Source organism: Stutzerimonas stutzeri, from assembly GCF_019090095.1.
Taxonomy (GTDB): Bacteria; Pseudomonadota; Gammaproteobacteria; order Pseudomonadales; family Pseudomonadaceae; genus Stutzerimonas; species Stutzerimonas stutzeri_AN.
In genome coordinates this window covers 891,860-916,220 of the sequence record NZ_JAGQFP010000001.1, presented here as the reverse complement: position 1 = coordinate 916,220, position 24,361 = coordinate 891,860, and the positions used below count along the sequence as shown (strand labels likewise).

At 58.3% G+C, this 24,361-nt stretch carries 20 protein-coding genes and 3 pseudogenes; 18 read left to right on the top strand and 5 right to left on the bottom strand.

What is annotated here, in order from left to right:
* Window positions 1-37: 37 nt before the first annotated feature.
* Genes dbpB through KVO92_RS03890 form a run of 3 tightly spaced genes read left to right on the top strand, consistent with a single transcriptional unit; the run spans window position 38 to window position 2,064 of the window.
* Window positions 38-1,114 (top strand): DGQHR domain-containing protein DpdB, encoded by a 1,077-nt coding sequence (gene dbpB, locus KVO92_RS03900; protein WP_254621277.1) that lies wholly within the window; start codon window positions 38-40, stop codon window positions 1,112-1,114.
* A 14-nt stretch (window positions 1,115-1,128) separates the two neighbouring features.
* The gene (locus KVO92_RS03895; protein ID WP_217474364.1) at window positions 1,129-1,578 is read left to right on the top strand and encodes a hypothetical protein; all 450 of its coding nucleotides are present in this window, start codon (window positions 1,129-1,131) and stop codon (window positions 1,576-1,578) included.
* 3 nt (window positions 1,579-1,581) lie between these two features.
* Window positions 1,582-2,064, top strand: a complete 483-nt coding sequence (locus KVO92_RS03890) for a hypothetical protein (protein WP_217474363.1) — start codon at window positions 1,582-1,584, stop codon at window positions 2,062-2,064.
* 283 nt (window positions 2,065-2,347) lie between these two features.
* Here the strand turns inward: KVO92_RS03890 and KVO92_RS03885 are convergent, their stop codons facing one another.
* Window positions 2,348-3,598, bottom strand: a complete 1,251-nt coding sequence (locus KVO92_RS03885) for a tyrosine-type recombinase/integrase (RefSeq protein ID WP_217474362.1) — start codon at window positions 3,596-3,598, stop codon at window positions 2,348-2,350.
* A 47-nt stretch (window positions 3,599-3,645) separates the two neighbouring features.
* Window positions 3,646-3,726: pseudogene (locus tag KVO92_RS22900) on the bottom strand (conjugal transfer protein TrbI); the annotation flags it as partial.
* Window positions 3,727-3,843: 117 nt separating this feature from the next.
* Here KVO92_RS22900 and KVO92_RS03880 point away from each other — a divergent pair.
* The 9 genes and pseudogenes from KVO92_RS03880 to KVO92_RS03840 all read left to right on the top strand — a co-directional run.
* The gene (locus KVO92_RS03880) at window positions 3,844-3,981 is read left to right on the top strand and encodes a hypothetical protein (RefSeq protein ID WP_217474361.1); all 138 of its coding nucleotides are present in this window, start codon (window positions 3,844-3,846) and stop codon (window positions 3,979-3,981) included.
* 257 nt (window positions 3,982-4,238) lie between these two features.
* Complete coding sequence (locus KVO92_RS03875; RefSeq protein WP_217474360.1) at window positions 4,239-4,763, top strand: RNA polymerase sigma factor; 525 nt, start codon at window positions 4,239-4,241, stop codon at window positions 4,761-4,763.
* A complete protein-coding gene (locus tag KVO92_RS03870; protein ID WP_217474359.1) occupies window positions 4,760-5,581 on the top strand; it encodes a FecR family protein in 822 nt (273 codons plus the stop codon). Before KVO92_RS03875 ends, KVO92_RS03870 begins: the two co-directional genes overlap by 4 nt.
* Before the next feature lie 142 nt (window positions 5,582-5,723).
* Window positions 5,724-8,075: a TonB-dependent receptor gene (locus KVO92_RS03865; RefSeq protein WP_254621350.1), complete on the top strand. Its 2,352-nt coding sequence runs from the start codon at window positions 5,724-5,726 to the stop codon at window positions 8,073-8,075.
* Window positions 8,076-8,845: 770 nt separating this feature from the next.
* Window positions 8,846-10,981 carry a TonB-dependent siderophore receptor gene (locus KVO92_RS03860; RefSeq protein ID WP_217474357.1) on the top strand — a complete coding sequence of 712 codons (2,136 nt, stop codon included), beginning with the start codon at window positions 8,846-8,848 and terminating at the stop codon, window positions 10,979-10,981.
* Window positions 10,978-11,277, top strand: a complete 300-nt coding sequence (locus KVO92_RS03855) for a DUF3649 domain-containing protein (RefSeq protein ID WP_217474356.1) — start codon at window positions 10,978-10,980, stop codon at window positions 11,275-11,277. The genes KVO92_RS03860 and KVO92_RS03855 overlap by 4 nt, the downstream gene beginning before the upstream one ends.
* A 10-nt stretch (window positions 11,278-11,287) precedes the next feature.
* On the top strand, window positions 11,288-12,970 hold the full coding sequence (locus tag KVO92_RS03850; RefSeq protein ID WP_217474355.1) for a PepSY-associated TM helix domain-containing protein: 1,683 nt from the start codon (window positions 11,288-11,290) through the stop codon (window positions 12,968-12,970).
* Window positions 12,963-13,280 carry a DUF3325 family protein gene (locus tag KVO92_RS03845; RefSeq protein ID WP_217474354.1) on the top strand — a complete coding sequence of 106 codons (318 nt, stop codon included), beginning with the start codon at window positions 12,963-12,965 and terminating at the stop codon, window positions 13,278-13,280. The genes KVO92_RS03850 and KVO92_RS03845 overlap by 8 nt, the downstream gene beginning before the upstream one ends.
* Before the next feature lie 188 nt (window positions 13,281-13,468).
* A pseudogene (locus KVO92_RS03840) lies at window positions 13,469-13,732 on the top strand (DUF1330 domain-containing protein); the annotation flags it as partial.
* Between the two features lie 234 nt (window positions 13,733-13,966).
* Here the strand turns inward: KVO92_RS03840 and KVO92_RS03835 are convergent.
* The 3 genes and pseudogenes from KVO92_RS03835 to KVO92_RS03825 all read right to left on the bottom strand — a co-directional run.
* A pseudogene (locus tag KVO92_RS03835) lies at window positions 13,967-14,233 on the bottom strand (MurR/RpiR family transcriptional regulator); the annotation flags it as partial.
* A 458-nt stretch (window positions 14,234-14,691) separates the two neighbouring features.
* Window positions 14,692-15,093 (bottom strand): hypothetical protein, encoded by a 402-nt coding sequence (locus tag KVO92_RS03830; RefSeq protein ID WP_217474352.1) that lies wholly within the window; start codon window positions 15,091-15,093, stop codon window positions 14,692-14,694.
* Window positions 15,094-15,200: 107 nt separating this feature from the next.
* On the bottom strand, window positions 15,201-15,599 hold the full coding sequence (locus KVO92_RS03825; RefSeq protein ID WP_217474351.1) for a DoxX family protein: 399 nt from the start codon (window positions 15,597-15,599) through the stop codon (window positions 15,201-15,203).
* 281 nt (window positions 15,600-15,880) lie between these two features.
* Here KVO92_RS03825 and tig point away from each other — a divergent pair, with 281 nt between their 5' ends.
* The 6 genes from tig to KVO92_RS03795 all read left to right on the top strand — a co-directional run bounded on the left by tig (window position 15,881) and on the right by KVO92_RS03795 (window position 24,307).
* The gene (tig, locus tag KVO92_RS03820) at window positions 15,881-17,191 is read left to right on the top strand and encodes a trigger factor (RefSeq protein ID WP_217474350.1); all 1,311 of its coding nucleotides are present in this window, start codon (window positions 15,881-15,883) and stop codon (window positions 17,189-17,191) included.
* Between the two features lie 87 nt (window positions 17,192-17,278).
* Window positions 17,279-17,917 (top strand): ATP-dependent Clp endopeptidase proteolytic subunit ClpP, encoded by a 639-nt coding sequence (gene clpP, locus KVO92_RS03815; RefSeq protein WP_217474349.1) that lies wholly within the window; start codon window positions 17,279-17,281, stop codon window positions 17,915-17,917.
* A gap of 117 nt (window positions 17,918-18,034) precedes the next feature.
* Window positions 18,035-19,315: an ATP-dependent Clp protease ATP-binding subunit ClpX gene (gene clpX, locus KVO92_RS03810; RefSeq protein ID WP_217474348.1), complete on the top strand. Its 1,281-nt coding sequence runs from the start codon at window positions 18,035-18,037 to the stop codon at window positions 19,313-19,315.
* 127 nt (window positions 19,316-19,442) lie between these two features.
* A complete protein-coding gene (gene lon / locus KVO92_RS03805; protein ID WP_217474347.1) occupies window positions 19,443-21,839 on the top strand; it encodes an endopeptidase La in 2,397 nt (798 codons plus the stop codon).
* 133 nt (window positions 21,840-21,972) lie between these two features.
* Window positions 21,973-22,245, top strand: a complete 273-nt coding sequence (hupB, locus tag KVO92_RS03800; protein WP_003282502.1) for a nucleoid-associated protein HU-beta — start codon at window positions 21,973-21,975, stop codon at window positions 22,243-22,245.
* A gap of 208 nt (window positions 22,246-22,453) precedes the next feature.
* Complete coding sequence (locus tag KVO92_RS03795; RefSeq protein ID WP_217474346.1) at window positions 22,454-24,307, top strand: SurA N-terminal domain-containing protein; 1,854 nt, start codon at window positions 22,454-22,456, stop codon at window positions 24,305-24,307.
* The last annotated feature ends 54 nt before the right edge of the window (window positions 24,308-24,361 follow it).

Here is a 24,361-nt window from a genome sequence, read left to right as displayed (position 1 = left end):
TCATCTGGCGTTTTGCTGATGGTATGAGGGAAATATTTTGCTCAGGTTTGCCGCGATTCGGGCCCACCAAAGCTCCACCCACCAGGTTTTTTCGTTTGCAGCGACTGCCGAGCAAATCATGGCAATCGCTTCTATCGATCGCGTAAAGCGAGATGAAAGCGGACGCCTATCCGGGTTCCAGCGACCGTTGGTCTCGAGGCACATTAGAGAGATACGAGACTATCTGGAGAGGCCCGATTCCGTGATGCCAAACGCCATCGTCCTGGCCTTTACCGATGGGGTTCGGGTTACGAACGAGGCTGGGGCATGCGTTGAGATTGAAGTGGATGTCTCGCAAGGCCCTGTTGGGTTTGTCGTGGATGGCCAGCAACGTTTGTCCGCAATGGCTGGTTTGCCAGGGCGTGATTTCCAGTTGTTGGTATCAGCACTGATCTGTGACACTCCTGAGGAATTGCGTAGGCAGTTTATTCTGGTTAATAACACTAGTCCTTTACCCAAATCACTTATCTATGAATTGCTACCCGCTGTTGATGGTCTGCCAAAACGCATGACCTCACGTGCACAAGCTGCGCGAGTCGTCGAGTTACTCAATTTTGACTCTCGGTCGTCGTTACAGGGGCAGATAAAGCAACATACGAATCCTGCGGGGGTCATCGGCGATACTGCGCTTCAGAAGATGGTAATGAACTCGCTTTCAGACGGCTACTGTCGCGAAGTGATTGAGGGTGAAGATGGTGAGGAGAAGTGTTTTATCGCCATAAGTGAATTTTTCTCTGCCGTGCAGGACGTTTTTAGATCTGCGTGGGTTGGGCATACTCCTAGAACATCTCGCTTAGTCCATAGCGCCGGAATTATCTCTATGGGATATGTGATGGATCAATTATGCGCAACAGAGAGGCCGTTAGCTCCGTTGTTTAAGCTTGGTTTGAAGAGGCTTGAGGGCAGGACGGCTTGGACTGCAGGGCAGGGGGATTGGAGTTTCCAGGGTGGCGCAAGGCCATGGAATGCAATTCAGAATCTGCATGGTGATATACATGTTCTTTCAGACTATTTGACAAGGCTTCTCCGTAGAGATCTTTTTTGTGCGAAAACAGTTACGGTCTGTGATGCTTAGTTGAGGTGTTCGCTATGTCCGATCAAGAGTTTTTTCCTGCATTGGCTAATGCAGGTTCGGTTAAAGAATTTTCGTCCCGATTACTAGAGTTGGTTGGCGTCTTTCAGGCGGCATTGCACAATATCTCTGAAAATGACAGAGCCTTTGCCGGTAGTGGATATGGTGTCTTGATGGAGGTCTATGGTTTGCGCACGCGAGCCTATATTTTAATGAATGACCCAGAGAGTCATATAGTCAATTCTTTGGAGTTCTCTCAGGATGAAATGCTATCGCTATTTGATAGGATTTCTGGCGTGACTCGAACTATGAATAGCCTGAAAGTTGCAAGTGCTATGGTTCTATCTGTGGCGACATTCACGGTCTCCCTGGGGGAAGGTAGGGATAAAGTTGTGAATTTCCTGTTCAAAATGCTAAGTGATGACGTTGCTGAATGGGAGCGTCTTTTCTCCATGGCGGGTATGTGAAGGATGGAAACGTTTGAGTTGGAGGCACGCTTCAACGTGCCAACTCCCACTCGGGAAGTTGTCTTTGCTGTAGTTGCTGTTGGAATGGGCGTAATTGCTTCGTGGCATTCTCCGGGGATGCTCAATTTTTTTGAGTTACAAACTGTCGGAGAGAAACTCCCTCTTCAGGTGTTCGGCGCGTACTGCGTTCTGATCGGCGGGCTTTATCTGGCTATTGACTTTCTCCGCGGCCCTTTGTTGCGCCGAAGAATTGCGGAGCACGCTCAACTTAGAGATGCCGCACGCCGAGATTTCTGCCTGGCTCGGTTAACTCCGCGTTCGCGCCAGAGCGTTCAGGTGATGTGGGATCATGAGATCTTACTAGAGAGACTCGACCGGCACTTTGCGCATGCGATTGATCCAGGGCACACGCACCTTACAGCCAAGGTGATCGGCCTTCTGCTTGGGTGCGTCGGATTCCTTCTCCAGGTCGCAACCTCCGGTTAGCGGCGTTGGAGAGGGGGCGAATAATCTGCCTCCGTCGTTTGTAAGGCATCCGCCGGGGCGGAGTCACAATGTTGCCTCGACTAGCGGTTATTCGATCACTCAGGGACTTTTGCGGGGAATCGTTGAAAACCGTCGGATAGCGTAGAGCATTGGCTGCAGCGAGCGCTCAAAAATATCCCATTAAAATCAATGACTTATAATGTCGACCTCCGGCATGGGGTGCAAGGGGTAGAGTGTTCGAATCACTCCGTCCCGACCAAATAACTCCACGATCTAGGCCAGTTCAGAAATGAGCTGGCCTTTTTCGTTGTGGGACTTTTGCGGAACTTTTTTCATCCTGCCTCCTCCTCAGTATCGTCAGCGCCGGCCGTCGCGAGTCCGTCGCCGATATCTTGTTGGCCTCATCGATCAGTTTTCCCAGCTCCGCCGCCGAGTAGTGACTGGTGATGCTACCGTTCTTGTGGCCCAACAGGACCTTTCTGTCTTCCTCCGTCACGCCTGCGGCGCGGAGCCTGCGGCCGAACGTATGCTTTAGGTCATGCACGCGGATCGAAGCGAAACCCGCCGGCGCCGTTCGCCCGAAGCGCTGCTCGTACATCGCGGCCGCCCGTTTCCTTGCCTTTCGCCATGCCGAGTCGTTCATTCGGTGCATCGGGGTGGCGTTGCCATCCCTGTCGGGCTGGCCATAGGGAAACACCCATTGTGGGTCCAATCCTCGCTGCCCCTCGATCACCGACTTGGCGACCCGGTTCAACACGATCAGTCGCTCGTCGCCGTTCTTGACGCCCGCATTGTCGTGTCGCCCGCCGAAATCGGCAGGAATGAGGAAAACGCTCGTTCCGAGCTCCGGTACCGGAATTTCCCAATCCCAGCGTAACTTGACCACTTCCTGTTCCCGTGAGCCGCTATTGACCTTGTAGAGCGCCATCCTCTTCAGGTGATCGGGCAGCTCTGCAAACAGCAGGCTCTGCTCCTCCCACGATAGCGGATGGGGCTGACGCGTCGAGCGCCTCAGGTCCAGCCGCGTGATCATCGGGACTGTATCGAGCCAGGGACGCCTCGCTTCATCGCGCCACTTTCGTGCGCAAAGATTCAGGACGCGGATGACTCGTTCCAACGCGATATTGATTGTCCGCGGTGATACGGGCCGCAAACGCTTTACCGGTTGCCCTCGCAGTCGCCCAGCCAGCCGGTCCCGAATGTATGGAGCCAGCGACTCGTCGTCGACATGGTCGATGGGCAAATCGCCGAGGTAGCTATCCAGCTGTTCGAGGTAGAACGCGGTGAGAGCTATCGACGGGTGGTCCTTGAATTCGACGAGGTAACGGGTCGCCGCTTCCCTCCAGGTTCTCACCTGTCGTACGCCGTAGATCCGTTGCTCGCGTAGCTTCTCGAGCCGATGAATCAGGTACTGCTCCGCCTCCTTCCGATCGTCTGATCCAGTGCTTTCATAAAGGCGCTGACCTCTGAAGATCTTGTCGATGTGCCAGATCCCGTTCCGTAGGTACAGGCCCATGATTTGTTTTCTCGCCATGGTTGTCCTCCACGGCGCCTACTGCAGGGCTGATCTTCCCCCCGCGCATGTGCTCCGGTCGCGCTGTCGTAGACCGGCTTGGTTACGGTGGCGATCACATCGCCTGGCAAGTCGGACTTGATGCCAGTCGAGGCATGAGGCCCCCAGACCAACACCGATGCGCGCCTCGTTCATCATCTGGAACATGTAAGCCAATCCCCACTTGCGCCCGCCATCCAATTTTTGCTATTGAGCAGCGGACACAGATGAGTAAGCCCGACGCCGACCGCGATGGCTTGGAGCGTTACGATAAAGATGCTGACCAGTACTTGCTGGTGATAATCACCGACGAGGACCACGCGTCGCAGATCGAACCTGACGATGGACAGGTCGCCTGGCGTTAAACGTTGCGACATTCGTTCACTGTCATCTGGCATGCATCCCAGCATGTCCAAACTTCGTCAGTCACTTCGCGTGACCGCTTTCCCTGGCCGCGAGGCTGGGAAAAGAATGCCAGGCCGTTCTTCACTGGAACCGGTTCTCCTCGATCGCTAAGGCTGTCGTGCCGCTTTGGCGTGCCCACTCTGTTTGTTAGTGATCTTTGAATGCCACTAGTTCTCATTTATATTTGCATGCCATCCAATACGTACCGCGCACAAAATTGCCTTACGCCTCGGCCAAACAGTCTCTGATTACGACCCTAACCCGTCATTATGATGAGCTGGTTGATTCTGTTCGTCGTCGTTTCGGCGACCGCCAGGCGGCGCGCGAGGTGGTACACGAAGTTTGTGTGCATCTGCTGGAGTCGCCCGAAAAAGAAGCTGTACGTGTGCCCTTGGCGCTGCTGCACAAGATCACTCATGATCGCGCTATCAGCCACTACCGCAGCGAGCGCCGCAGGCAAGCCTGGGTGGACGACCAGGTCGACCTGAACGAGGTTCTCTGTAATGCCCCGTGCCTGGAGCGCCAGCGTGCTGCCGCTGACGAATTGGACCGCCTATGCGCCGCTATCGCCGAGCTACCAGCACGCTGCCAGCAAGTTTTCGTCATGCACAAGATTTATGAGCTGCCGCAGCAGCAGGTTGCCGAAAGACTAGGAATTTCGGTAAAGACCGTGGAAAAACACCTCAAGGTCGGCATGGCCAAGTGCCTGGCCCGCCTGGGCTATCAGAAGGCCTCCGTATGAATCGCCCCGCTGACGAGCACAACTCTACAGACGACGCGCTCGCGCGCCATCGCGAGGAGCTGAAGCGGCGTTTCCCCCTGCCGTTGCCTGTCAAGAAATCCCGGAAACGTCCCGCCATGCTTGGGTTGGTGATCGGCGCGATAGTCCTGGGGCTGGTCTGGCTCGACCCAGCCTATCGCAGCGAGCACTATCGCAGTGCACCGGGCCAGGTGCAGAGCATCGCCCTGGTTGACGGCAGCACCTTCACCCTCGATGGTGCCAGCCAGGTCAACGTCAGCTGGCACCTGCGCAGCCGTCGCGTCGAGTTGCTGGCGGGGCAGGCACTGTTCGATGTCGCCCCTGCCACCTACCGTCCTTTCCGCACACAGGCCGGCTCGACCGAGATCACCGTGGTCGGTACCCGCTACAACGTCAGCCGCCTGGCAGACGATGTGCGTGTGACCGTCGAGGAAGGCAAGGTCGGTGTACGCAGCCGGACGGATGAGCTGCTGCTCACGCCCGGCCAGCAGGTTCTGGTGCACAACGGCCAGCTAGGCAATCCGACGCAGGTCGATGTCAAGGCTTTGAACGGTTGGATCAAAGGCCGCGTGGTATTTGATCGCACTCCGCTGGTCGAGGTGCTCGACACGCTCCAGCGCCAACAGAACACTGTCGTGCGCCTCAACAGCCCGGATCTGGCACAGCTGCCTGTATCCGGCGCCTTTCGCAGCGCCAATCTGGATGCCTTGTTGACCTTGCTGCCGAAGATACTTCCGGTGGAACTGCACACTGCTGACGACGGCTCTTTGAGCCTGAGCCGACGGGCTACGAAAAAATAATTTCATCGTGAGGTAGGGTTTGCGTGCTGCTGTGGCGGCTATCTCCAGGAACACCTCATATTTTCCCGGAGCTCTATCAGTGAAAACCCCCACCTGGCGCCTTACCCTGTTTGCTAGCAGCCTGCTGCTTGGCCTGTCATCGATGACACAGGCCGCTGGCGAAATCGAGTTCGATCTGCCCGCGGCGCCTCTCGAACAATCTCTGAACGCACTGGCAGCCCAGTCTGACAGCCAGGTACTGTTTTCCAGCGACATCACCCTCGGCAAACAGTCGCCTGCCCTGCGCGGTCGGCTGACAACCAGCGAAGCCCTGCAACGCCTGCTCAACGACAGCGGCCTCGACGTGCAGCAACAGGATGAACACACCTTTATCGTGGTGCCGCGCCGCAAGCCGGAAATCGCTACGGCCCCTGTCGAACTGGCGCCCATGGAAGTGACTTCATCACGTACGACCAGCGATCTGGTACAGCAGATACGTCAGGTCGACGTCATCGAGCGCGAACAGTTGGAAAAGCTGCGCATGGCCTCCGGTAGCTTGGCTACGGTGCTGGCCAAGATAATCCCCGGTATGTCGGACTCCAGCCGCACCGTCACCGACTATGGCCAGACCCTGCGCGGCCGCACCATGCTAATCCTGGTCGACGGTGTACCGCTGAACACCAACCGCGACTCTTCGCGCAACCTGGCGACTATCGATGCGGCGCTGATTGAGCGTGTCGAGGTAATTCACGGTAGCAGTGCGATCTATGGGGCTGGCGCCACGGGTGGCATCGTCAACATCACCACACGTCCTGCAGGTGGTGAAATGCGCGCCGAAACCACGCTAACCGGCACTTCTTCACTGACCCAACTCGACAACGATAGCCTCGGCGGACAGCTGCAACATCGCCTGTCCGGCTCCCTGGACCAGTTCGACTACGCGCTCGACTTCGGCGCGCGGCATATCGGCAGCTCGTTCGACGCCGATGGCCAGCGCATTGCGCCAGAGCCCAGCCAAGGCGACATGTTCGACTCCAACGCCTTCAATATCGGCGGCAAGCTCGGCCTGCGCATCGATGAGAACCAACGCATCCAGCTCGCTCTCAGCCACTACGATGCCCAGCAGGACAGTGACTACACCTCCGACCCGTCTGTGGCCAAACTACCCGCAGGCACGGTACCGGCGCAGGCGCTCAAAGGTCTCAACCTGGACGAGCAGAACCAGATCAAGAACACCATCGCGAACCTAGAATATAGCCATGAAGACCTGCTCGGCAGCCGTATGTCGGGACAGCTCTATTACCGCGACTACTTCACACGCTTCACCCCCTTCGATGCCCGTGGCGTGGCTACTCGTGGACGTTTCGTCGACCAAGTAATGCAGAACAGCGAAGTCTTCGGCAGCCGCCTGACCCTGCGCACACCGCTGGGCGAGAGGACGGAGCTGGTCTGGGGTGGCGATCTGAACCACGAGCGCAGCGACATGCCGCTCGACATCTTCGATCCGGCGATCTATGACGCCAGTGGGGGCACCGACTTCGAGAAGATCGGTAAGATGACCTACATGCCGGAGCTGACCACCCTCAGCAGCGGCGCCTTTGCCCAACTGCAGCACCGCATCAACGATCAGTGGTCCGTCGAGGGCGGCCTGCGTTACGAGTACGCCACCGCCAATTTCGGCGATTTCGTTCCGCTTTCCGAGATCCACAACGCCAGCCCGACGACCGTGCAAGGCGGCACGACCCGTTACGACGACCTGCTGTATAACCTCGGCGTGGTGTACGCCCCGGTTCCCAGCCAGGAGATCTATGCGGCCTTCAGCCAGGGCTTCCAGCTGCCGGACATCGGCGTTCAGGTACGCAACGCACGTAGGGGCTTCGACATCGACTCCTCCGATCTGGAACCGGTGAAGACCAACAACTACGAGCTGGGCTGGCGCGGTACTCTCGGAGATCAAACCCTGGCCTCGCTGGCTCTGTTCTACACCACCTCAAAGCTGGGCGACGTGCAGAGCTTCAACAACGGCCTAATCCTCACCCGCACCGAGGAGCGCATCTACGGCGTCGAAGGCAGCGCCGAGTGGCTGAGCCTGGATGACATCTGGGGCGTGGGTGGCACTTTCACCTGGATGAGGGGTCGCGAAAAACCGGACAACGGCGATTGGCGGGACATGACCGGCTTCCGCGTGCCTCCGCTGAAACTGACTGCCTACCTCCAGTATCAACCGAGCGAGGCTTGGAGCAACCGCCTGCAGGTCACCTACGTCGGCAGCGAGGACTACCGCCTGGATGGCGTGGCCAGTTTCGGCCGCCGCGAAGTCGACAGCTACACCACGGTGGACCTGATCAGCGACTACCGTCTGAGCAACGCCGACAAGTTGAGCCTGGGCATCGAGAACCTGTTCAACCGTGACTACTACCCGCTGTACAGCCAGCTGATGCGCAGCAGCAGCAACACCAGCCGCCTGCCAGGTTCCGGCACCACGCTGACACTGGGATATAACCATCAGTGGTAAGTATCTGGCGCACAGGGACGTGCGCCAATGTCACGGCAATAGCCGGTTAACAAACTGAGTTCATCAACTCAGAACGCCCGCTTCTGGCCGAACCCCCCATCCCGACCATCCCCGCGACAGCGGTGAGCGGCCTCAGGTTCGAGGCGGTCGCACTGACTCGATGCGCAGTACACCAGCGCGACCCGGCGCGGCCGGGTGATACCCCATTTTTGCGCTTTTGCACATTTGACTTTTGCTCGATGCAACGATCAGCAGTTACCGGCGATGAGCCTGCAGGAGGCAGTCGGCGATGTCGCCGTGTATTTGGTTATCGTCGAGCCCACGCGATAGAGGCACAGCGGCTATGGCTGATCGATCCCATCCTTACTCCCAGCCCTTGCTTCCTCCGCGAGGTGGTGTGCACTGGCGGGCCGTTTCGGCATTCTGCTGCGGCTTCGGTGGTCAACCGAGATGCTCCTAGTTCGAAAGCGCGCCTTGGAGCTCGGTGAGCTTTCAACCTAGCCGCTAGACCGTTTCATCCGTTTTTCTCGCATCCTCGCTTCGTAATTTGGTCGGTCCCGACCGGCTTTTTCACAGCCACTTCCGCGGCATCAATCGGTCACCTTAGGCGATCTGGCATGTAAGTAATTGTTATATTCATGCGCGAACGATTATCGTTATGAGAATTTTTACCTATACTCCCGTTCGCGACACTATCTACACATCTACTTACATGCATGCCCCGCAGAGAGCGTGGCATTTCTGACTGATCCAAAGGAAAGGTATTGCGCATGGCTGACACTGAGACTCGGCTGGTTCCCGCCCGCACCCCTTGGCAATGCAAGGCCGGTGCGCTGCTCTTTTGCGTCCCGCTGGCTGCTGTGCCGCTTAGCAGCTTCGCGCAGGAGAGCGCGGCGAGTGACGAGCCATTTCGTCTCGCGCCCATTATTGTCAACGCCAAGGCGGCCGCTGACGATGATGCCAATTCGGTGGTTGCCAAGGAGCTATGGGTAGGTGGCAAGGTCGCAACCAGTCTCCTCGATACCCCGGCCTCGGTTTCGGTCATTACCCAAAAGGAAATAGAGCAGCGCAGCGCGAGCACCACCGAGGAGGTCCTGCAGTACACGCCTGGCGTGATCACCGATTATTACGGTACCGACGATCGCAACGACTACTTCCAGATTCGCGGTTTCCAGGCCACCACCTACCGGGACGGGCTGACCCTAGGTTCGATGCGCGGCGTACGCGAGGAGCCCTTTGCCTATGAGCGTATTGAAGTGCTGCGTGGTGCCAACTCCACCCTGTTTGGTCCGGCAGACCCAGGCGGCTCGGTCAACTTTGTCAGCAAGCAGCCACGCTTCGAGCGCATTCGTCAGGGATACGTCACTTACGGCTCCTTCGATCATAAAGAAGCGGGCGTGGATGTGGGCGATGCGCTGAACGGTAGTGACACGCTGGCCTTCCGGCTCACTGGCAAGATGCAGGACAGCGAGCGGGAGTACGATCACTCCCAGGATGACAACGGGCTCATTATGGGCGGCCTGACCTGGGAGCCGACCGCCTTCACCTCTGCCACGCTGATAGTGGATCATCTGCGCCAGGACGGGACGCCCAACAGTGGCGGTTACCCGAAAGACCGGGAATATGATCGCGACGCCTTCTTCGGTGAGCCAAGTTACAACTTCCACGATGTCGAGCGGACCAATATCAGCGGCGGCTTCAGCCATGATTTCGACAACGGTTTTACGTTGCGCAGCAATCTGCGTCACAGCGACCTGAGTGATGGGTACGGCTATGTCTATATCAATGATGTAGCTGGGCGCACCGGTCCGTTGGTCGATCGCGGCTACCTGGGTTCTGATGGTGAGGCCGAGCAGCTAAACGGCAATCTGATGCTGCAGTACGATGGGCGCTTCGAGAATATAGATAGCAGCTCCATCGTCGGGGTGGAATATCTCGATGCGCATTCCGAAAATGTGTCGGTCTATGGCTCTGCCGATCCCATAGACATTAGCCGTCCGGTATACCGAGGCGTTTCGCCCGCCATCGTCTACCAGGACAAGGACCAGGACAGCACCATCAAGTCCCTGTTTCTGCAGCAGAACCTGTCCTTCTACGAGCGTGTCATTCTCACACTTGGCATGCGCCATGATTCCATGGACGTTTCCGAAACCGACCACCTCTCCGGGACCCGGTCTTCGGACCGCTTCTCGGAAAATTCTTTCCGCGGCGCGTTGACCTATATCGTCAACGACGAGGTTTCTGCCTATGTCAGCATGGTGGAGTCCGTTTCTCCGCCCGAGGTAGGCGTCACGCCAGAGCGGGGTAGCCAGTATGAGGTGGGTGTGAAGTATTCCCCAGTGGCGATAAATGCGCTGTTCTCGGCCGCCATCTACGAGCTGACCCAGGATGATGTCGCTACCGCTGTCGTGCAGCCGAATGGTGCCATTGAACAGCAGACCGTTGGGGAGCAGCAGGTACGTGGTCTGGATCTTGAGGCCAAGGCCGAGCTGACCGAGAACCTGAGTGTGATCGGCGGCTACTCCTACATGGAAACCGAAGTGCTTCGCGGGGCACTGAATGTGTGGGGCGTGGGCGTTGTATCAATCGAGGGCAACGAATTCGTCTCCGCGCCCAAGCACTCGGCTTCGCTATGGAGCTATTACAGTGTGCCGGGCACGAATGTCAGTGTCGGCCTGGGCGCCCGTTATGTAGGTAGCTACCACTTCAGCAACTTCAATGATACCGGCGAGAGCGAGGCGACGACCTTGTTCGATGCAGCCTTCAATTACCAGATTGCCAAGGACACGGATCTGGCAGTCAATGTCAGCAACCTGTTGGATGAGCAGCATGTCGTGGGTTCCGGTACTGCGGATTACTACAATCCGGGCCGAGAGCTCACCGCCAAGCTGAGCTACAGCTGGTGAGCCTGTCGGTAATGTCTCCTGTTGCGGTGGTATCCCGCGTCCTGGCCGCGATCTTCGGCTGCTATGCATTCGTCTGGGGCGTGGTGGCGCTGGGCGTGGCGGCGCTGAATGGGGTTGGGGTGGATTACCATGCCGCCGAGCAGGCGATGATGATACTGGCCTTCATACTGTATCTCGCGCTGTTTCTCTGGACTTTTGCCGCAGCCAGTCTGTGGCGGGTCTGGTTGGTACTGGCGCTGGGCAGCGTCCTGATGCTGGCAGCTGCCTGGCAGCTGCAGCGCATGATCATCGGATAGGAGCAGAGCCATGCTGAACAACTTTCGCCAATCCATGGCCTGGGTACATACCTGGTTCGGTTTGGTGCTGGGCTTCGTGCTGATGGTCGTCTTCTTTTTCGGTGCACTGTCGGTGTTCGACCGCGAGATCGATCGTTGGGCGATTCCCGATACACGCTTCGAGCCGCAGCCTATGCCGTCCTACGACAACCTGCTGAAACAGGTATTTGCCGATCTCAAACCGCATCCGGTGGATATGGCGGCAACCAAAGGGCGGGTAATCGGCGACCTGCCGGCGCCGGAGACCATGCCCATGGTCTCGCTCTACGCCTACACCACCCACCGAGATCCGGTGCTGAGCATTGGTGGCGAGTTTGGTATCCCCAACCAGCCAAAGGATCCAGCGGATGACCATCTGCACGTGCATGGCTGGGCGACCATCGACCCCCGCAGCGGTGAGATGCTCCCCGATGACCAGCTCAAGATCGGGAGCAGCTGGTTCTATCCAATGCACTACAGCCTGCAACTAAACTGGAAAAACCTGGGCATCTTTGTGGTGGGGCTGGCCGCGCTCGTGATGTTGGTCGCTCTGGTCACCGGTGTGATCATGCACCGTAAGATCTTCAAGGAGTTTTTCACCTTCCGTCCGCGCAAACGGACCCAGCGCAGCGCGCTGGACCTGCATAACATGAGTGGCGTGGTGGCGTTGCCGTTCCACTTCTTTTTTGCCTTCACCGGGTTGGTGATCTTCGCGTCGATGTACTACTTCCCAGTCTCCGGAACCGTGCTCAAACCGCTGCATGATCGGCATGAGGTGATCGAGGCGGCGCATACCGGCTTGCCCCATGATGAGGCCGGTGTGCCCGCGCAGATGGCCTCCGTCGATGGCATGGTGGCTGAGGCCAAGCGCATCTGGGCTGCGCGCGATATGCCGGGAGAGGTCGGTTTGCTGACTATCGAGCATCTGAATGACGCCAACGGCTACGTCAGCATCTACCGCGCCGGCAGCGATCGTGTGGCGCTGGTCGGGGAGGGCATTCACTTCAAGGCGAGTACCGGCGAGCTACTGCGCGAAGACCCGCAGAGTGACCCGGTTGGTGCCGTCAATCAATTTCTCACCGGCTTGCACCTGCAGCACTTCGAACACTGGGCGCTGCGCTGGCTATACGTGGCGGGCGGTCTGCTGGGCTGTGTGTGCATCGCCACCGGATTTGTATTCTTCGTCGAAAAACGCAAGCAGGAGCACGCCCGGCTCGGGTTGCAGGGCTGTCGGTTGGTTGACGCCATGGCGGTCACCACGGTTACCGGCATGCTGCTGGCGGCGATTGCCATGCTGGCGGCCAACCGACTGCTGCCTGAGGCCATGCCGGGCCGTGGCGAATGGGAAAAGTGGGTGTTCTGGGGTGCCTGGCTGGCGAGTTTGCTGCATGCGCTGTGGCGTAGTGCGCCAGTGACCGAAGCGCGGCACAACCCGGCGTGGCGCGAGCAATGCTGGGCCGTAGCGCTGCTCTGCGTCGCTGCGGTGCTGCTCAACTGGATCACCACGGGTGACCACCTGCTAAAGACAATGTTGCTTGACCCCTACTGGGCAGTGGCCGGCGTCGATCTGAGCCTGTTGGCCTGCGCGCTGGTAGCGCTACTCACAGCCCGCCGTCTGGCAAGGCCCGTTGATGTCGCGGACCGCACTCGCATCGGTGGGGTGGCCTATGAGTAATGAAGGTCTGTGGTTGTTGGCCGCGGTCGCCAGCATGGGCTTGGCGACCAGCTGGTTGGCGTTGTCCCTGCCGGCGCACTGGCGCCAGGTGTTCAGCGCGGACGAGGTTGCCCCGGACTATCTGCGCGCCCTGGGCTGTCTGGCGCTGATGGTATCGGCTCTGTGCTGCTTCAAGGCCGACCATCCATCCATGGCGGTGCTGGTCTGGTTCACCCTGTTGCCGGTCGCCGCCGTAGCAACGGCCGTGACTCTGAGCTACCGGCCGGTGCTGCTGCGCCTGTTCTGTCCGGTATTTCTGCGCACTCGATAAGAGTGCGCGGCTGACTGTGGCTGCAACTTCGCGGTTGATTCGATCGTCGTGCTCACCTCAAACCGGGGCGAGATTGATCACTGGACATACGCCGACCATTGCATGGAAGTCGAGCCCGAGCCGTCGAGGATGTTGCCGTCACCGGTGATATAGAGCCAAAAGCGGTGTGCAGACGATGGTAACGAGCAACGGCACCAGCAGATCGTCGGCGGTGGCATCGGGTGCGACCCGCCGCGTTTGCCCGCTTCGGCGCGCAAGTCTTGGCGCGCGGCGGACGAAGTGAGGCGCTGGAGGGCAGGGCAACCCCGGATCGCACCGTCGTGATCGAGTTTCCGTCCTACGACCAGGCTTTAGCCTGCTATCGGTCCGAGGAGTACCAGGCGGTTTGTCGTTATCGGCATGGGCACGCTGAGGCAACTGTTGTCGTCGTTGAGGGCGTGCCCCTCGGCTGACGCTATTGATTTACATGCTTGCGTTGCCGCTTGCCATGTTGCAGGTCTGGTTGGCCAGTCATGCCAGGCGCTCCGGATTAGACGACCGAACTCCCAGTTCAGGTTCGTCGCTCTCCAGCGGCGCCTATGGCCCTTCCTCAACTGCCGGAATGATGCTTACTGTGCCGCAGTACCGCTCCATCAAAAAAACGGCCGTTTGTCATCTAGTAGACTCGCCTCGCACAGCTCCGCTACTCAATTGTCCAGTTCCGCTTGCTCCTGGATCTCGTTAACCGATAGCTCCAGTCGGTACGCGAGAGCGATGAAAAGTGCCTGGCACAAGCACAGCGTCGCGCTGAGAGAGCGGAAGGCGAACGCCCTACCTTCGTTGACCAGCAGCATCGCATTGGCGCGCTTGGCTAGAGGCGAAAGGGGGTTGTCGGTAATGATTAACGACTTGGCGCCGTTGTGTTGCGCGATGCGCACGCACTGCTGGCTCTCCTTGCCGTAGGGGCTGAAGCTATGCTCGCGGTCGACGCTTGGTTGCCGAGTCGCTTGTAAACAGTCCGGTTCGCGCAGGTTGTAGTTCTGGCGAGTGTGCTTGCGCTTTGGCGGTAACGAGCAGGCGCCGCACATCACGCCTCCTGAGTTATCGGTACCTGGAGGTGTTGCGGGGCTGCTGGATGATCGATATTGGGTGATAGCGTTAATGCATTAAGCGGCGTGTTCGGCGGCAGCGCCTTGAACATGCGAATGCTTGCATCGAGCAGGTTGTAGTGTTCGCAATTGTGGGCTTGGCGGGGCGGCGGTAGGCCTGGCTCCACCGAAAAAGCGGGCTAGCAGCGTTCGGTTACTCTGCCCGACAAAAAAGTTCGTCGTTCTGCCTTTGTTGAGATGTGTAGCAATCAATACTGGCGTCGCCATACTTAGGCGGTGCTTATTGTGTTGCTGCGTGGACGGCAACATTTGCGCGACTGGATTCAGGCGTCGCGCAGCAGGTCGTGCGCATCGAGCAGGCGATAAGCGATTTCCGGTCGATGCTCCAATGCTCGTCTGATTGCGGCGGGTATCGACTGGCGAGTCTTGCGGCAGAGGCCGGGTAGTTCATCCAGCTCTATGCGGAAACCTCGCATGCTGCGTACTTCACCAATGCCCGGTGAGATCCGCAGGTGAATGCCTAGCTGCTGAAACATAAGCTGCTGCATATGCTGCAGATCCTCCAGGCTGGTTAAGCTTTCCAATCGCTCTACCAGACGGCTTTCCTCGTGCCGTGTGAGGCGGAGGATGCGCAGATCGGTGCTCGGATTCTGAAGCAGTTGCTCGCGCCCGCAAATGCAGGCTGCCGGTGGGCAAGGTTGACGAATCGGAACCGTGGCTGTCATGACCTTGATCTTAACTAAGGCCGTAGGGCTCTGCCCGCCGCTTCGAGCGGGCAGCCTCGCGGCAGTTTAGACGCGGAGAGCCCCTGCGTCTGCTGCGACTAACGACCTCAGTTATAGCGGCCGTTAACTCCGCCAACGCTGTGTTTACCGGCACCGAGCAGGGCTATCGCGATCGAGCCGAAGAGGAACATCCCCTGCAGCTCCAAGGCCCAACCTCCCGTCTGGCTGAGCGAGAAGATCTGTTGCATATGGGCCAGGCCAAAGGCGAAGAGCATATTGCCGACCATGAGTATGGCGCCTACACGTGTGAACAGACCGAGTATGACCAGAATAGGGCCCACGACCTCGCCCAGGTATGCGCCGTAGGCCAAGAACGTCGGTAGCCCATGGCTGCTCAGCATGCCGGCAATACCCTCTACGCCGTTGAGCAGTTTGGATATGCCGTGCAGGAGGATCAGTACCCCCACCGATAACCGTAATACCAATTTTCCAATGTCGTCAGTCATGATGGTCGCTTCCTCTAAGGCACCAGGGCTCTGGCATCAGCATCCTCTATAACATAGCCCAGCGAATCCGCCGTTGCTCGCGTATCGATTATGCGCGTAGCGATGCCAGGTGCGCCCGCGTGGCGGTTCTCTTGCGGTCGAGTGCCGCTAGAAGCAGGGGAGCGTGTTTCGGTTGGCGAGCGTGCTTACGCGCGGGGTGACTTCTGTAATACGAGCCACTAGAATGCTTGCCCATTCTGGGGCCGGAACGCCGGCTTATGTCTGTGCAACGAGGAAAATCCATGCAAGTTTCTGTTGAAAGCACCTCCGCTCTTGAGCGCCGCATGACCATTGGCGTGCCGGTCGAGCGCATCGAGACCGAAGTCAACAAGCGTCTGCAGCAGACCGCCAGCCGTGCAAAGATCCCAGGTTTCCGTCCCGGCAAGGTGCCGATGAGCGTCATTCGTCAGCGTTACGAGGCAGCCGCACGTCAGGAAGCGCTCGGTGATCTGATTCAGGCCACGTTCTACGAGGCTGTGGTGGCAGAAAAGTTGAACCCTGCCGGCGCGCCCTCCGTTGAGCCGAAGGTGTTCGAGAAGGGTAAGGATCTCGAGTACGTTGCAACGTTCGAGGTTTTTCCCGAGTTCAAGGTTGCGGGTTTCGAGGGGATCGAAGTCGAGCGTCTGCAGGCGGAAGTCACGGATGCGGACGTCGACAACATGCTCGACATCCTGCGTAAGCAGAACACCCGCTATGAGAAGGCCGAGCGTGCAGCCGAAGATGGCGACCAGTTGAACATCGATTTCGTCGGCAAGATCGACGGCGAAGCCTTTGCTGGCGGTTCGGCCAAGGGAACGCAGCTGGTGCTGGGCTCTGGTCGCATGATTCCGGGCTTCGAGTCCGCACTCGTTGGCGCCAAGGCTGGTGAGGAACGGGTGATCAACCCGACGTTCCCAGAGGACTACCAGAATCTCGATCTGGCTGGTAAGACGGCCGAGTTCACCGTGACGGTCAATAGCGTCGAAGCACCCCAGCTGCCTGAGTTGAACGAAGAGTTCTTCGCGCAGTTCGGCGTGCAGGAAGGCGGCCTGGATGGGTTCCGTGCCGAGGTCAAGAAGAACATGGAACGCGAGCTGCGCCAAGCCATCAAGACCAAGGTGAAGAATCAGGTCATGGAAGGTTTGGTCAGCGCCAACCCGATCGAAGTGCCGAAAGCGCTGATCGATAACGAAGTGAATCGCTTGCGCGTTCAGGCCGTTCAGCAGTTCGGCGGCAACATCAAGCCGGACCAACTGCCTGCTGAGCTGTTCGAAGAACAGGCCAAGCGTCGCGTCGTGCTGGGGCTCATCGTTGCTGAAGTGGTCAAGCAGTACGAGCTCAAGCCTGACGACGCCCGTGTACGCGAGTTGATCGAGGAGATGGCTTCGGCCTATCAGGAGCCGGAGCAGGTTGTGTCCTGGTACTACAAGAACGACGAGCAATTGAACGAAGTTCGCTCTGTTGTGCTCGAAGAACAAGTTGTAGATACTGTCCTGCAGCAGGCTAAAGTGACCGACAAATCGGTCTCCTACGAAGAAGCAGTGAAGCCTGCGGAAGCTCCGCAAGCTGCCTGAGTCTCTTCAACCGTTTACATGCATACTCATAAGCCAGCCTCGTGCTGGCTTATGTCTTTGCGGCATGACTAGGGAGTTTCGTTGGAAATGTCCGGCAATCCGTTTATGCAAGCACCAGATATCCAGGCGGCTGGTGGGCTGGTGCCCATGGTCATCGAGCAATCCGCTCGTGGCGAGCGCGCGTATGACATCTATTCCCGTCTCCTGAAGGAGCGGGTGATCTTCATGGTAGGCCAGGTGGAAGACTACATGGCCAACCTGATCGTCGCGCAGATGCTGTTCCTCGAGGCGGAGAACCCCGAGAAGGATATCCATCTTTACATCAATTCTCCGGGCGGCTCCGTAACCGCGGGCATGGCCATCTACGACACCATGCAATTCATCAAGGCCGACGTTTCGACGACCTGTATCGGCCAGGCTTGCAGCATGGGAGCGTTCCTGCTCGCCGGCGGCGCCAAAGGTAAGCGCTACTGCTTGCCCAATGCTCGGGTGATGATCCATCAGCCGCTCGGCGGCTTCCAGGGGCAGGCTTCGGATATCGACATTCATGCGCGCGAGATTCTCTATATCCGCGAGCGATTGAATCAGTTGCTGGCCCACCACACCGGCCAGGATATGGCGACGATCGAGCGTGATACCAACCGCGACTACTTCATGAGCGCTACCCGGGCGCTGGAATATGGAGTCGTCGACGCTGTTCATGAGAAGCGCCAACAGCCGGTCTGATATGGTCCAGGAGGTCGACGTTAGCGGGCGTCCGTCATGTGTGCCGTCGCGTGCCCTTGAAAATGCCCGCATTTGCCTTCATCTTGTATTTCAAGCCTTCCCGATTGGATCGATCGAATGACTGACACCCGCAACGGCGAGGACTCCGGCAAACTGCTCTATTGCTCTTTTTGCGGCAAAAGCCAGCATGAAGTACGCAAGTTGATTGCCGGGCCCTCGGTATTTATCTGCGACGAGTGCGTCGACCTGTGCAATGACATCATCCGCGAGGAGGTGCAGGAAGCTCAGGCCGAGAGCAGCGCGCAAAAGCTGCCCGCGCCCAAGGAAATTAGTGGCATCCTCGACCAGTACGTCATTGGTCAGGAGCGTGCCAAGAAGATCCTGGCCGTGGCTGTATACAACCATTACAAGCGGCTCAATCAGCGCGACAAGAAGGAAGAAGTCGAACTGGGCAAGAGCAACATCCTGCTCATCGGACCGACGGGTTCGGGTAAGACGTTGCTGGCCGAAACATTGGCTCGACTGCTGAATGTGCCGTTCACCATCGCTGACGCAACCACGCTCACCGAGGCTGGTTACGTAGGTGAAGATGTCGAGAACATCATTCAGAAACTGCTGCAAAAGTGCGATTACGACGTCGAGAAGGCCCAGATGGGCATCGTCTACATCGACGAAATCGACAAGATTTCGCGTAAGTCGGACAACCCGTCGATCACCCGTGACGTGTCCGGCGAGGGCGTGCAGCAGGCGCTGCTCAAGCTTATCGAGGGTACGGTTGCATCGGTGCCTCCGCAGGGTGGGCGTAAGCATCCCCAGCAGGAGTTCCTGCAGGTCGATACGCGAAATATCCTGTTCATCTGTGGCGGTGCGTTTGCCGGTCTTGAAAAGGTGATTCAGGGGCGCTCGGCCAAGGGCGGTATCGGCTTCAATGCCGAGGTGCGAAGCCAGGATCCTGGCAAGAAGATTGGTGAGTCGCTGCGTGCAGTCGAGCCGGACGATCTGGTCAAGTTTGGTCTGATCCCCGAGTTCGTAGGACGGTTGCCGGTCATCGCCACGCTGGACGAGCTGGACGAGGCGGCGTTAATTCAGATTCTGACCGAGCCGAAGAATGCGCTGACCAAGCAGTACGCCAAATTGTTCGAGCTGGAAGGTGTTGATCTGGAGTTCCGCACCGATGCGCTGAAAGCAGTGGCTACCCGCGCGCTGGAGCGCAAGACCGGTGCGCGTGGCCTGCGTTCGATCCTCGAAGGCGTTCTGTTGGATACCATGTACGAGATTCCTTCCCAGAAGGATGTCAGTAAGGTGGTGATCGACGAGAGTGTCATCGAGGGAACCTCTCAGCCGTTGCTGATCTACGAGAACAACGAGCCGCCTGCCAAGGCTGCGCCAGACGCGTAGAAGATCAAGGGGCCTTCGGGCCCCTTTGCTTTTCCGTTGAATCCTTGTTTTTTACGTTGCGTGCCCTCATCTTGATTGCCAGGGTGTTTCCCGTTTACCGCCGTATGGCCGTCGTAGAGCTGAATTTATGAAGACAACCATCGAATTGCCCCTTTTGCCGCTGCGCGATGTCGTGGTTTACCCGCACATGGTGATTCCGCTGTTCGTTGGCCGTGAGAAGTCCATCGAGGCCCTTGAATCAGCCATGGCTGGTGACAAGCAGATACTGCTTCTGGCCCAGAAGAACCCGGCTGACGACGACCCCTCCGAGGAGGCTTTGTATCGTGTTGGCACGGTCGCGACCGTGCTGCAGTTGCTCAAGTTGCCGGATGGCACGGTCAAGGTGCTCGTGGAAGGTGAGCAGCGCGGCATCATCGATCATTTTTTCGAGGTGGATGACCATTGCCGTGCGCGCGTCTCGCTGATCGACGAATCGGACCTCGAGGAGCGTGAGTCGGAGGTCCTGACCCGCAGCCTGCTGAGCCAGTTCGAGCAGTATGTCCAGTTGGGCAAGAAGGTGCCTTCCGAAGTGCTCTCGTCGCTCGCCAGCATCGATGAGCCGGCGCGCCTGGTGGATACCATGGCTGCGCATATGGCACTCAAGATCGAACAAAAGCAGGCGATCCTCGAGATCATCGACTTACCCGCCCGCGTCGAGCACGTGCTCGCGTTGCTGGACGCCGAAATCGATCTTCTGCAGGTTGAAAAGCGCATCCGTGGACGCGTGAAGAAGCAAATGGAGCGCAGCCAGCGTGAGTACTATCTGAATGAGCAGATGAAGGCCATTCAGAAGGAGCTCGGCGATATTGACGAGGGTCACAACGAAGTCGATGAGCTGAAGAAGCGAATCGAGAACGCGGGTTTGAGCAAGGACGCACATGCCAAGGCGACAGCTGAGCTGAACAAGCTCAAGCAGATGTCACCGATGTCGGCCGAAGCTACCGTCGTGCGGACCTATATCGATTGGCTGGTCAATGTGCCGTGGAAGGCCGCGAGCAAGGTGCGCCTGGACCTCGCCAAGGCTGAAGAGGTGCTTGATGCCGATCACTACGGTCTGGATGAGGTCAAGGACCGTATCCTGGAGTACCTCGCGGTCCAGAAGCGGGTGAAGAAGCTCAAGGGCCCGGTCCTGTGTCTGGTTGGCCCGCCAGGCGTCGGTAAGACATCGTTGGCGGAATCCATTGCGCGCTCGACCAACCGCAAGTTCGTCCGGATGGCGCTGGGCGGCGTGCGTGACGAAGCTGAAATTCGTGGGCATCGTCGTACCTACATCGGTTCGATGCCGGGTCGTCTGATCCAGAAAATGAGCAAGGTGGGCGTACGCAATCCATTGTTCCTGCTTGACGAGATCGACAAGATGGGCAATGACATGCGCGGCGATCCCGCTTCGGCACTGCTCGAAGTGCTCGATCCCGAGCAGAACCATAACTTCAATGACCATTACCTGGAAGTCGATTACGACCTCTCCGACGTGATGTTCCTCTGTACTGCCAACTCGATGAATATCCCGGCCCCGTTGCTGGACCGTATGGAGATCATCCGGCTGCCTGGCTACACCGAAGACGAAAAAATCAACATCGCGATTCGCTATCTGGTGCCGAAGCAGATCCAGGCCAACGGGCTCAAGAAGGCCGAGTTGCTGTTCGAAGAAGAGGCGATCCGCGACATCATCCGTTACTACACCCGTGAAGCGGGCGTCCGGAGCCTGGAGCGGCAGGTCGCGAAGGTTTGCCGCAAAGTCGTAAAAGAGCACGCGGCAGAGAAAAGCTTCGAGGTGAAGGTTACTGCCGAGTCGCTCGAGCACTTCCTGGGCGTGCGCAAGTTCCGCTACGGGCTGGCTGAGCAGCAAGACCAGGTGGGGCAGGTCACGGGCTTGGCCTGGACCCAGGTCGGTGGCGAACTCCTGACCATCGAGGCGGCCGTGGTGCCGGGCAAGGGACGGCTGACAAAGACAGGCTCGTTGGGCGATGTGATGGGCGAGTCGATCACTGCTGCGCTCACGGTCGTACGTAGCCGCGCCAAGAGCCTGGGTGTCCCGGTGGATTTCCACGAAAAACAGGACATCCATATTCACGTGCCGGAGGGCGCGACGCCCAAGGATGGTCCCAGCGCGGGCATCGGAATGTGTACGGCGCTCGTCTCGGCGCTGACGCAGATTCCGGTCCGTGCGGAAGTAGCGATGACCGGGGAGATCACCCTGCGTGGCCAGGTGCTGGCCATCGGCGGTTTGAAAGAGAAATTGCTTGCCGCGCATCGGGGTGGAATCAAGACGGTGATCATTCCCGAAGAAAATCAGCGTGATCTGAAGGAGATTCCTGAGAATATTAAGCAGGACCTGCAGATTAAACCGGTGAAGTGGATTGACGAAGTCCTCCAAATTGCGCTGCAATACGCGCCGGAGCCCTTGCCCGATGCGGCTCCCGATATTGTTGCAAAGGACGACAAGCGCGAGACTGATTCCAAGGAGCGAATCAGCACGCATTAGTCTGAATAGCTTTGTTGACACATTTTCGACGGCCTTGTTATAAGCCGGCCCTCTGTGTTGCTGCTATTTCAGCACCGCTTTGCTTACACCCAAAAAATTAAAGTACGACTCAACAGAAATAAGGGGACTTAGAGTGAACAAGTCGGAACTGATCGATGCCATCGCTGCATCTGCTGATATCCCGAAAGCTGTTGCTGGCCGCGCGCTGGACGCAGTGATCGAATCCGTCACTGGCGCTCTGAAGGCTGGTGATTCCGTGGTGCTGGTTGGTTTCGGTACTTTCGCTGTCAAGGAACGCGCTGCTCGCACCGGCCGTAACCCGCAGACTGGCAAGCCGATCAACATCGCTGCGGCCAAGATCCCGGGCTTCAAAGCTGGCAAGGCTCTGAAAGACGCTGTCAACTAAGCGTTTTCGATCCGGCCAGTTGTCAGTTAGCGCTGGCCCTGGCTTGGGGCGGGTGTTCAGACAGGACTACCTGTCGCGTTAGGGCTTGGGGGATAAGGCCCATCCGCTCCAAAAGCTCCGAGAAGGCGCATCCCTGGATGCGCCTTTCTTTTATCCGGATTCCACCCGTGCTGCAGTGACCATTGCGCAGCTGACTCCTGGGGGACGCATGCTTCAGAACATCAGGGACAATTCACAAGGCTGGATTGCCAAAACCATCATCGGCATCATCGTCATGCTGCTGGCGCTGACTGGCTTCGACGCCATCTTCAATGCAGCCAGCAACAGTCGAAACGCTGCCGAGGTCAATGGCGAGGACATCTCGCTGAACGAGCTCAACCAGGCCATGAACATGCAACGCCGGCAGTTGGCCCAGCAATTGGGCGGAAACTTCGACCCGTCGTTGCTGGACGACAAGCTGGTGCGTGAGTCATCCCTGCAGGCACTCATCGACCGTACGCTGTTGTTGCAGGGCGCTCACGACGCCGATTTCGCTTTCTCTGAAGCGGCCCTCGATCAGCTCATTCTGCAGACTCCGGAGTTCGCCGTAGACGGCGCGTTCAACGCGGCGCGGTTCGATCAGGTCATCCAGCAAATGGGCTACACGAGGCTCCAGTTCCGTGAGCTGCTGAAGCAGGAAATGTTGATTGGGCAGCTTCGCGCCGGCATTTCCGGCTCTGGTTTCGTCACCGATGAGCAGATCGAGGCCTTTGCGCGCCTGGAACAGCAAACCCGTGACTTCGCTACCGTAACCGTGGCGGCCGATACGGCGGCTATCGAAGTGAGCGATGACGAGGCGCGCGAGTTCTACGAGCAGAACACCGATCGTTTTCGCTCGCCGGAGCAGGTTGTGCTCGAGTACGTCGAGCTGAACAAGGAGTCGTTCTTCGACCAGGTCGAGGTTTCGGACGAGGCAATAAAAGAGCTTTATCAGCAGCGTATTGCCAATCTCGCAGAGCAGCGCCGGGCCGCGCATATTCTGATCGAAGCCGACGACGCCAACGATGCCGATGCCAAGGCGAAAATCGAAGCGATCGCCAAGCGATTGGCGGCAGGCGAGGATTTCGCCGCGGTGGCCAAGGACGTCTCCGAAGACCCGGGATCGGCCAATGAAGGAGGCGATCTTGGATTCGCCGGGCCTGGCGTCTACGACCCGGCGTTCGAGAAGGCGCTGTATGCGTTGGACAAGGGGCAAGTATCGGCACCGGTACGGTCCGAGTTCGGCTGGCATCTCATCAAGCTGCTGGACGTGCAATCGCCCGAGGTTCCGACACTCGAGAGCATCAAGCCGGAGCTGGTGCGCGAATTGAAGGCCCAGCAGGTGGAGCAGCGTTTCGTCGAGGCAAGCAAGCAGCTCGAGGACACTGCATTCGAGTCATCCGACCTTGCTCAGCCGGCCCAAGAGCTGGGTTTGACTGTCCAGACCACCGAGCCGTTCGGGCGTGAGGGCGGAGCCGGCATTGCTGCGAACAGGCAGGTCATTCAGGCGGCCTTTAGCGATGAGGTGCTGATCGACGGCGCCAACAGCAGTGTCATTGAGCTGGACCCGGATACGGTCGTCGCGGTGCGTGCAAAAGAGCACCTGAAACCCGAAGTACTGGCGTTCGACGCCGTGAAGAGCGACATCATCGCGCAGCTGCAGCGCAGCAAGGCAGCGGATCAGGCGCAGGATGCCGGTGAGCAGTTGATCAAGACACTCCGCGATGGCGGCCAGGTGGATAAGCAATGGCAGTCGGTCGAAGCGGCGTCGCGTAATCAGGAGGGTGTCGAGCCTGTAGTGCTTCAGCAGGTCTTCCGGATGCCGAAACCGTCCTCGAACGACAAACCGACCTACGGCAGTGTCCGTCTTGCTAACGGCGACTACGTGGTAATACGGCTGAGCGGCGTGAGCGAGCCGACAGCTGAACTCTCGGCTGAAGAAAAGCAGAACTACCGCCGATTCCTGGCATCGCGCAGTGGTCAGCAGGATTTTGCCGCTTACAGAGAAATGCTGCACGCCGAGGCGAAGATCGAGAAATACTGATCACGTCGCCCGTTGACATAAAAAAACCCGCATTCGATGCGGGTTTTTTTCGAG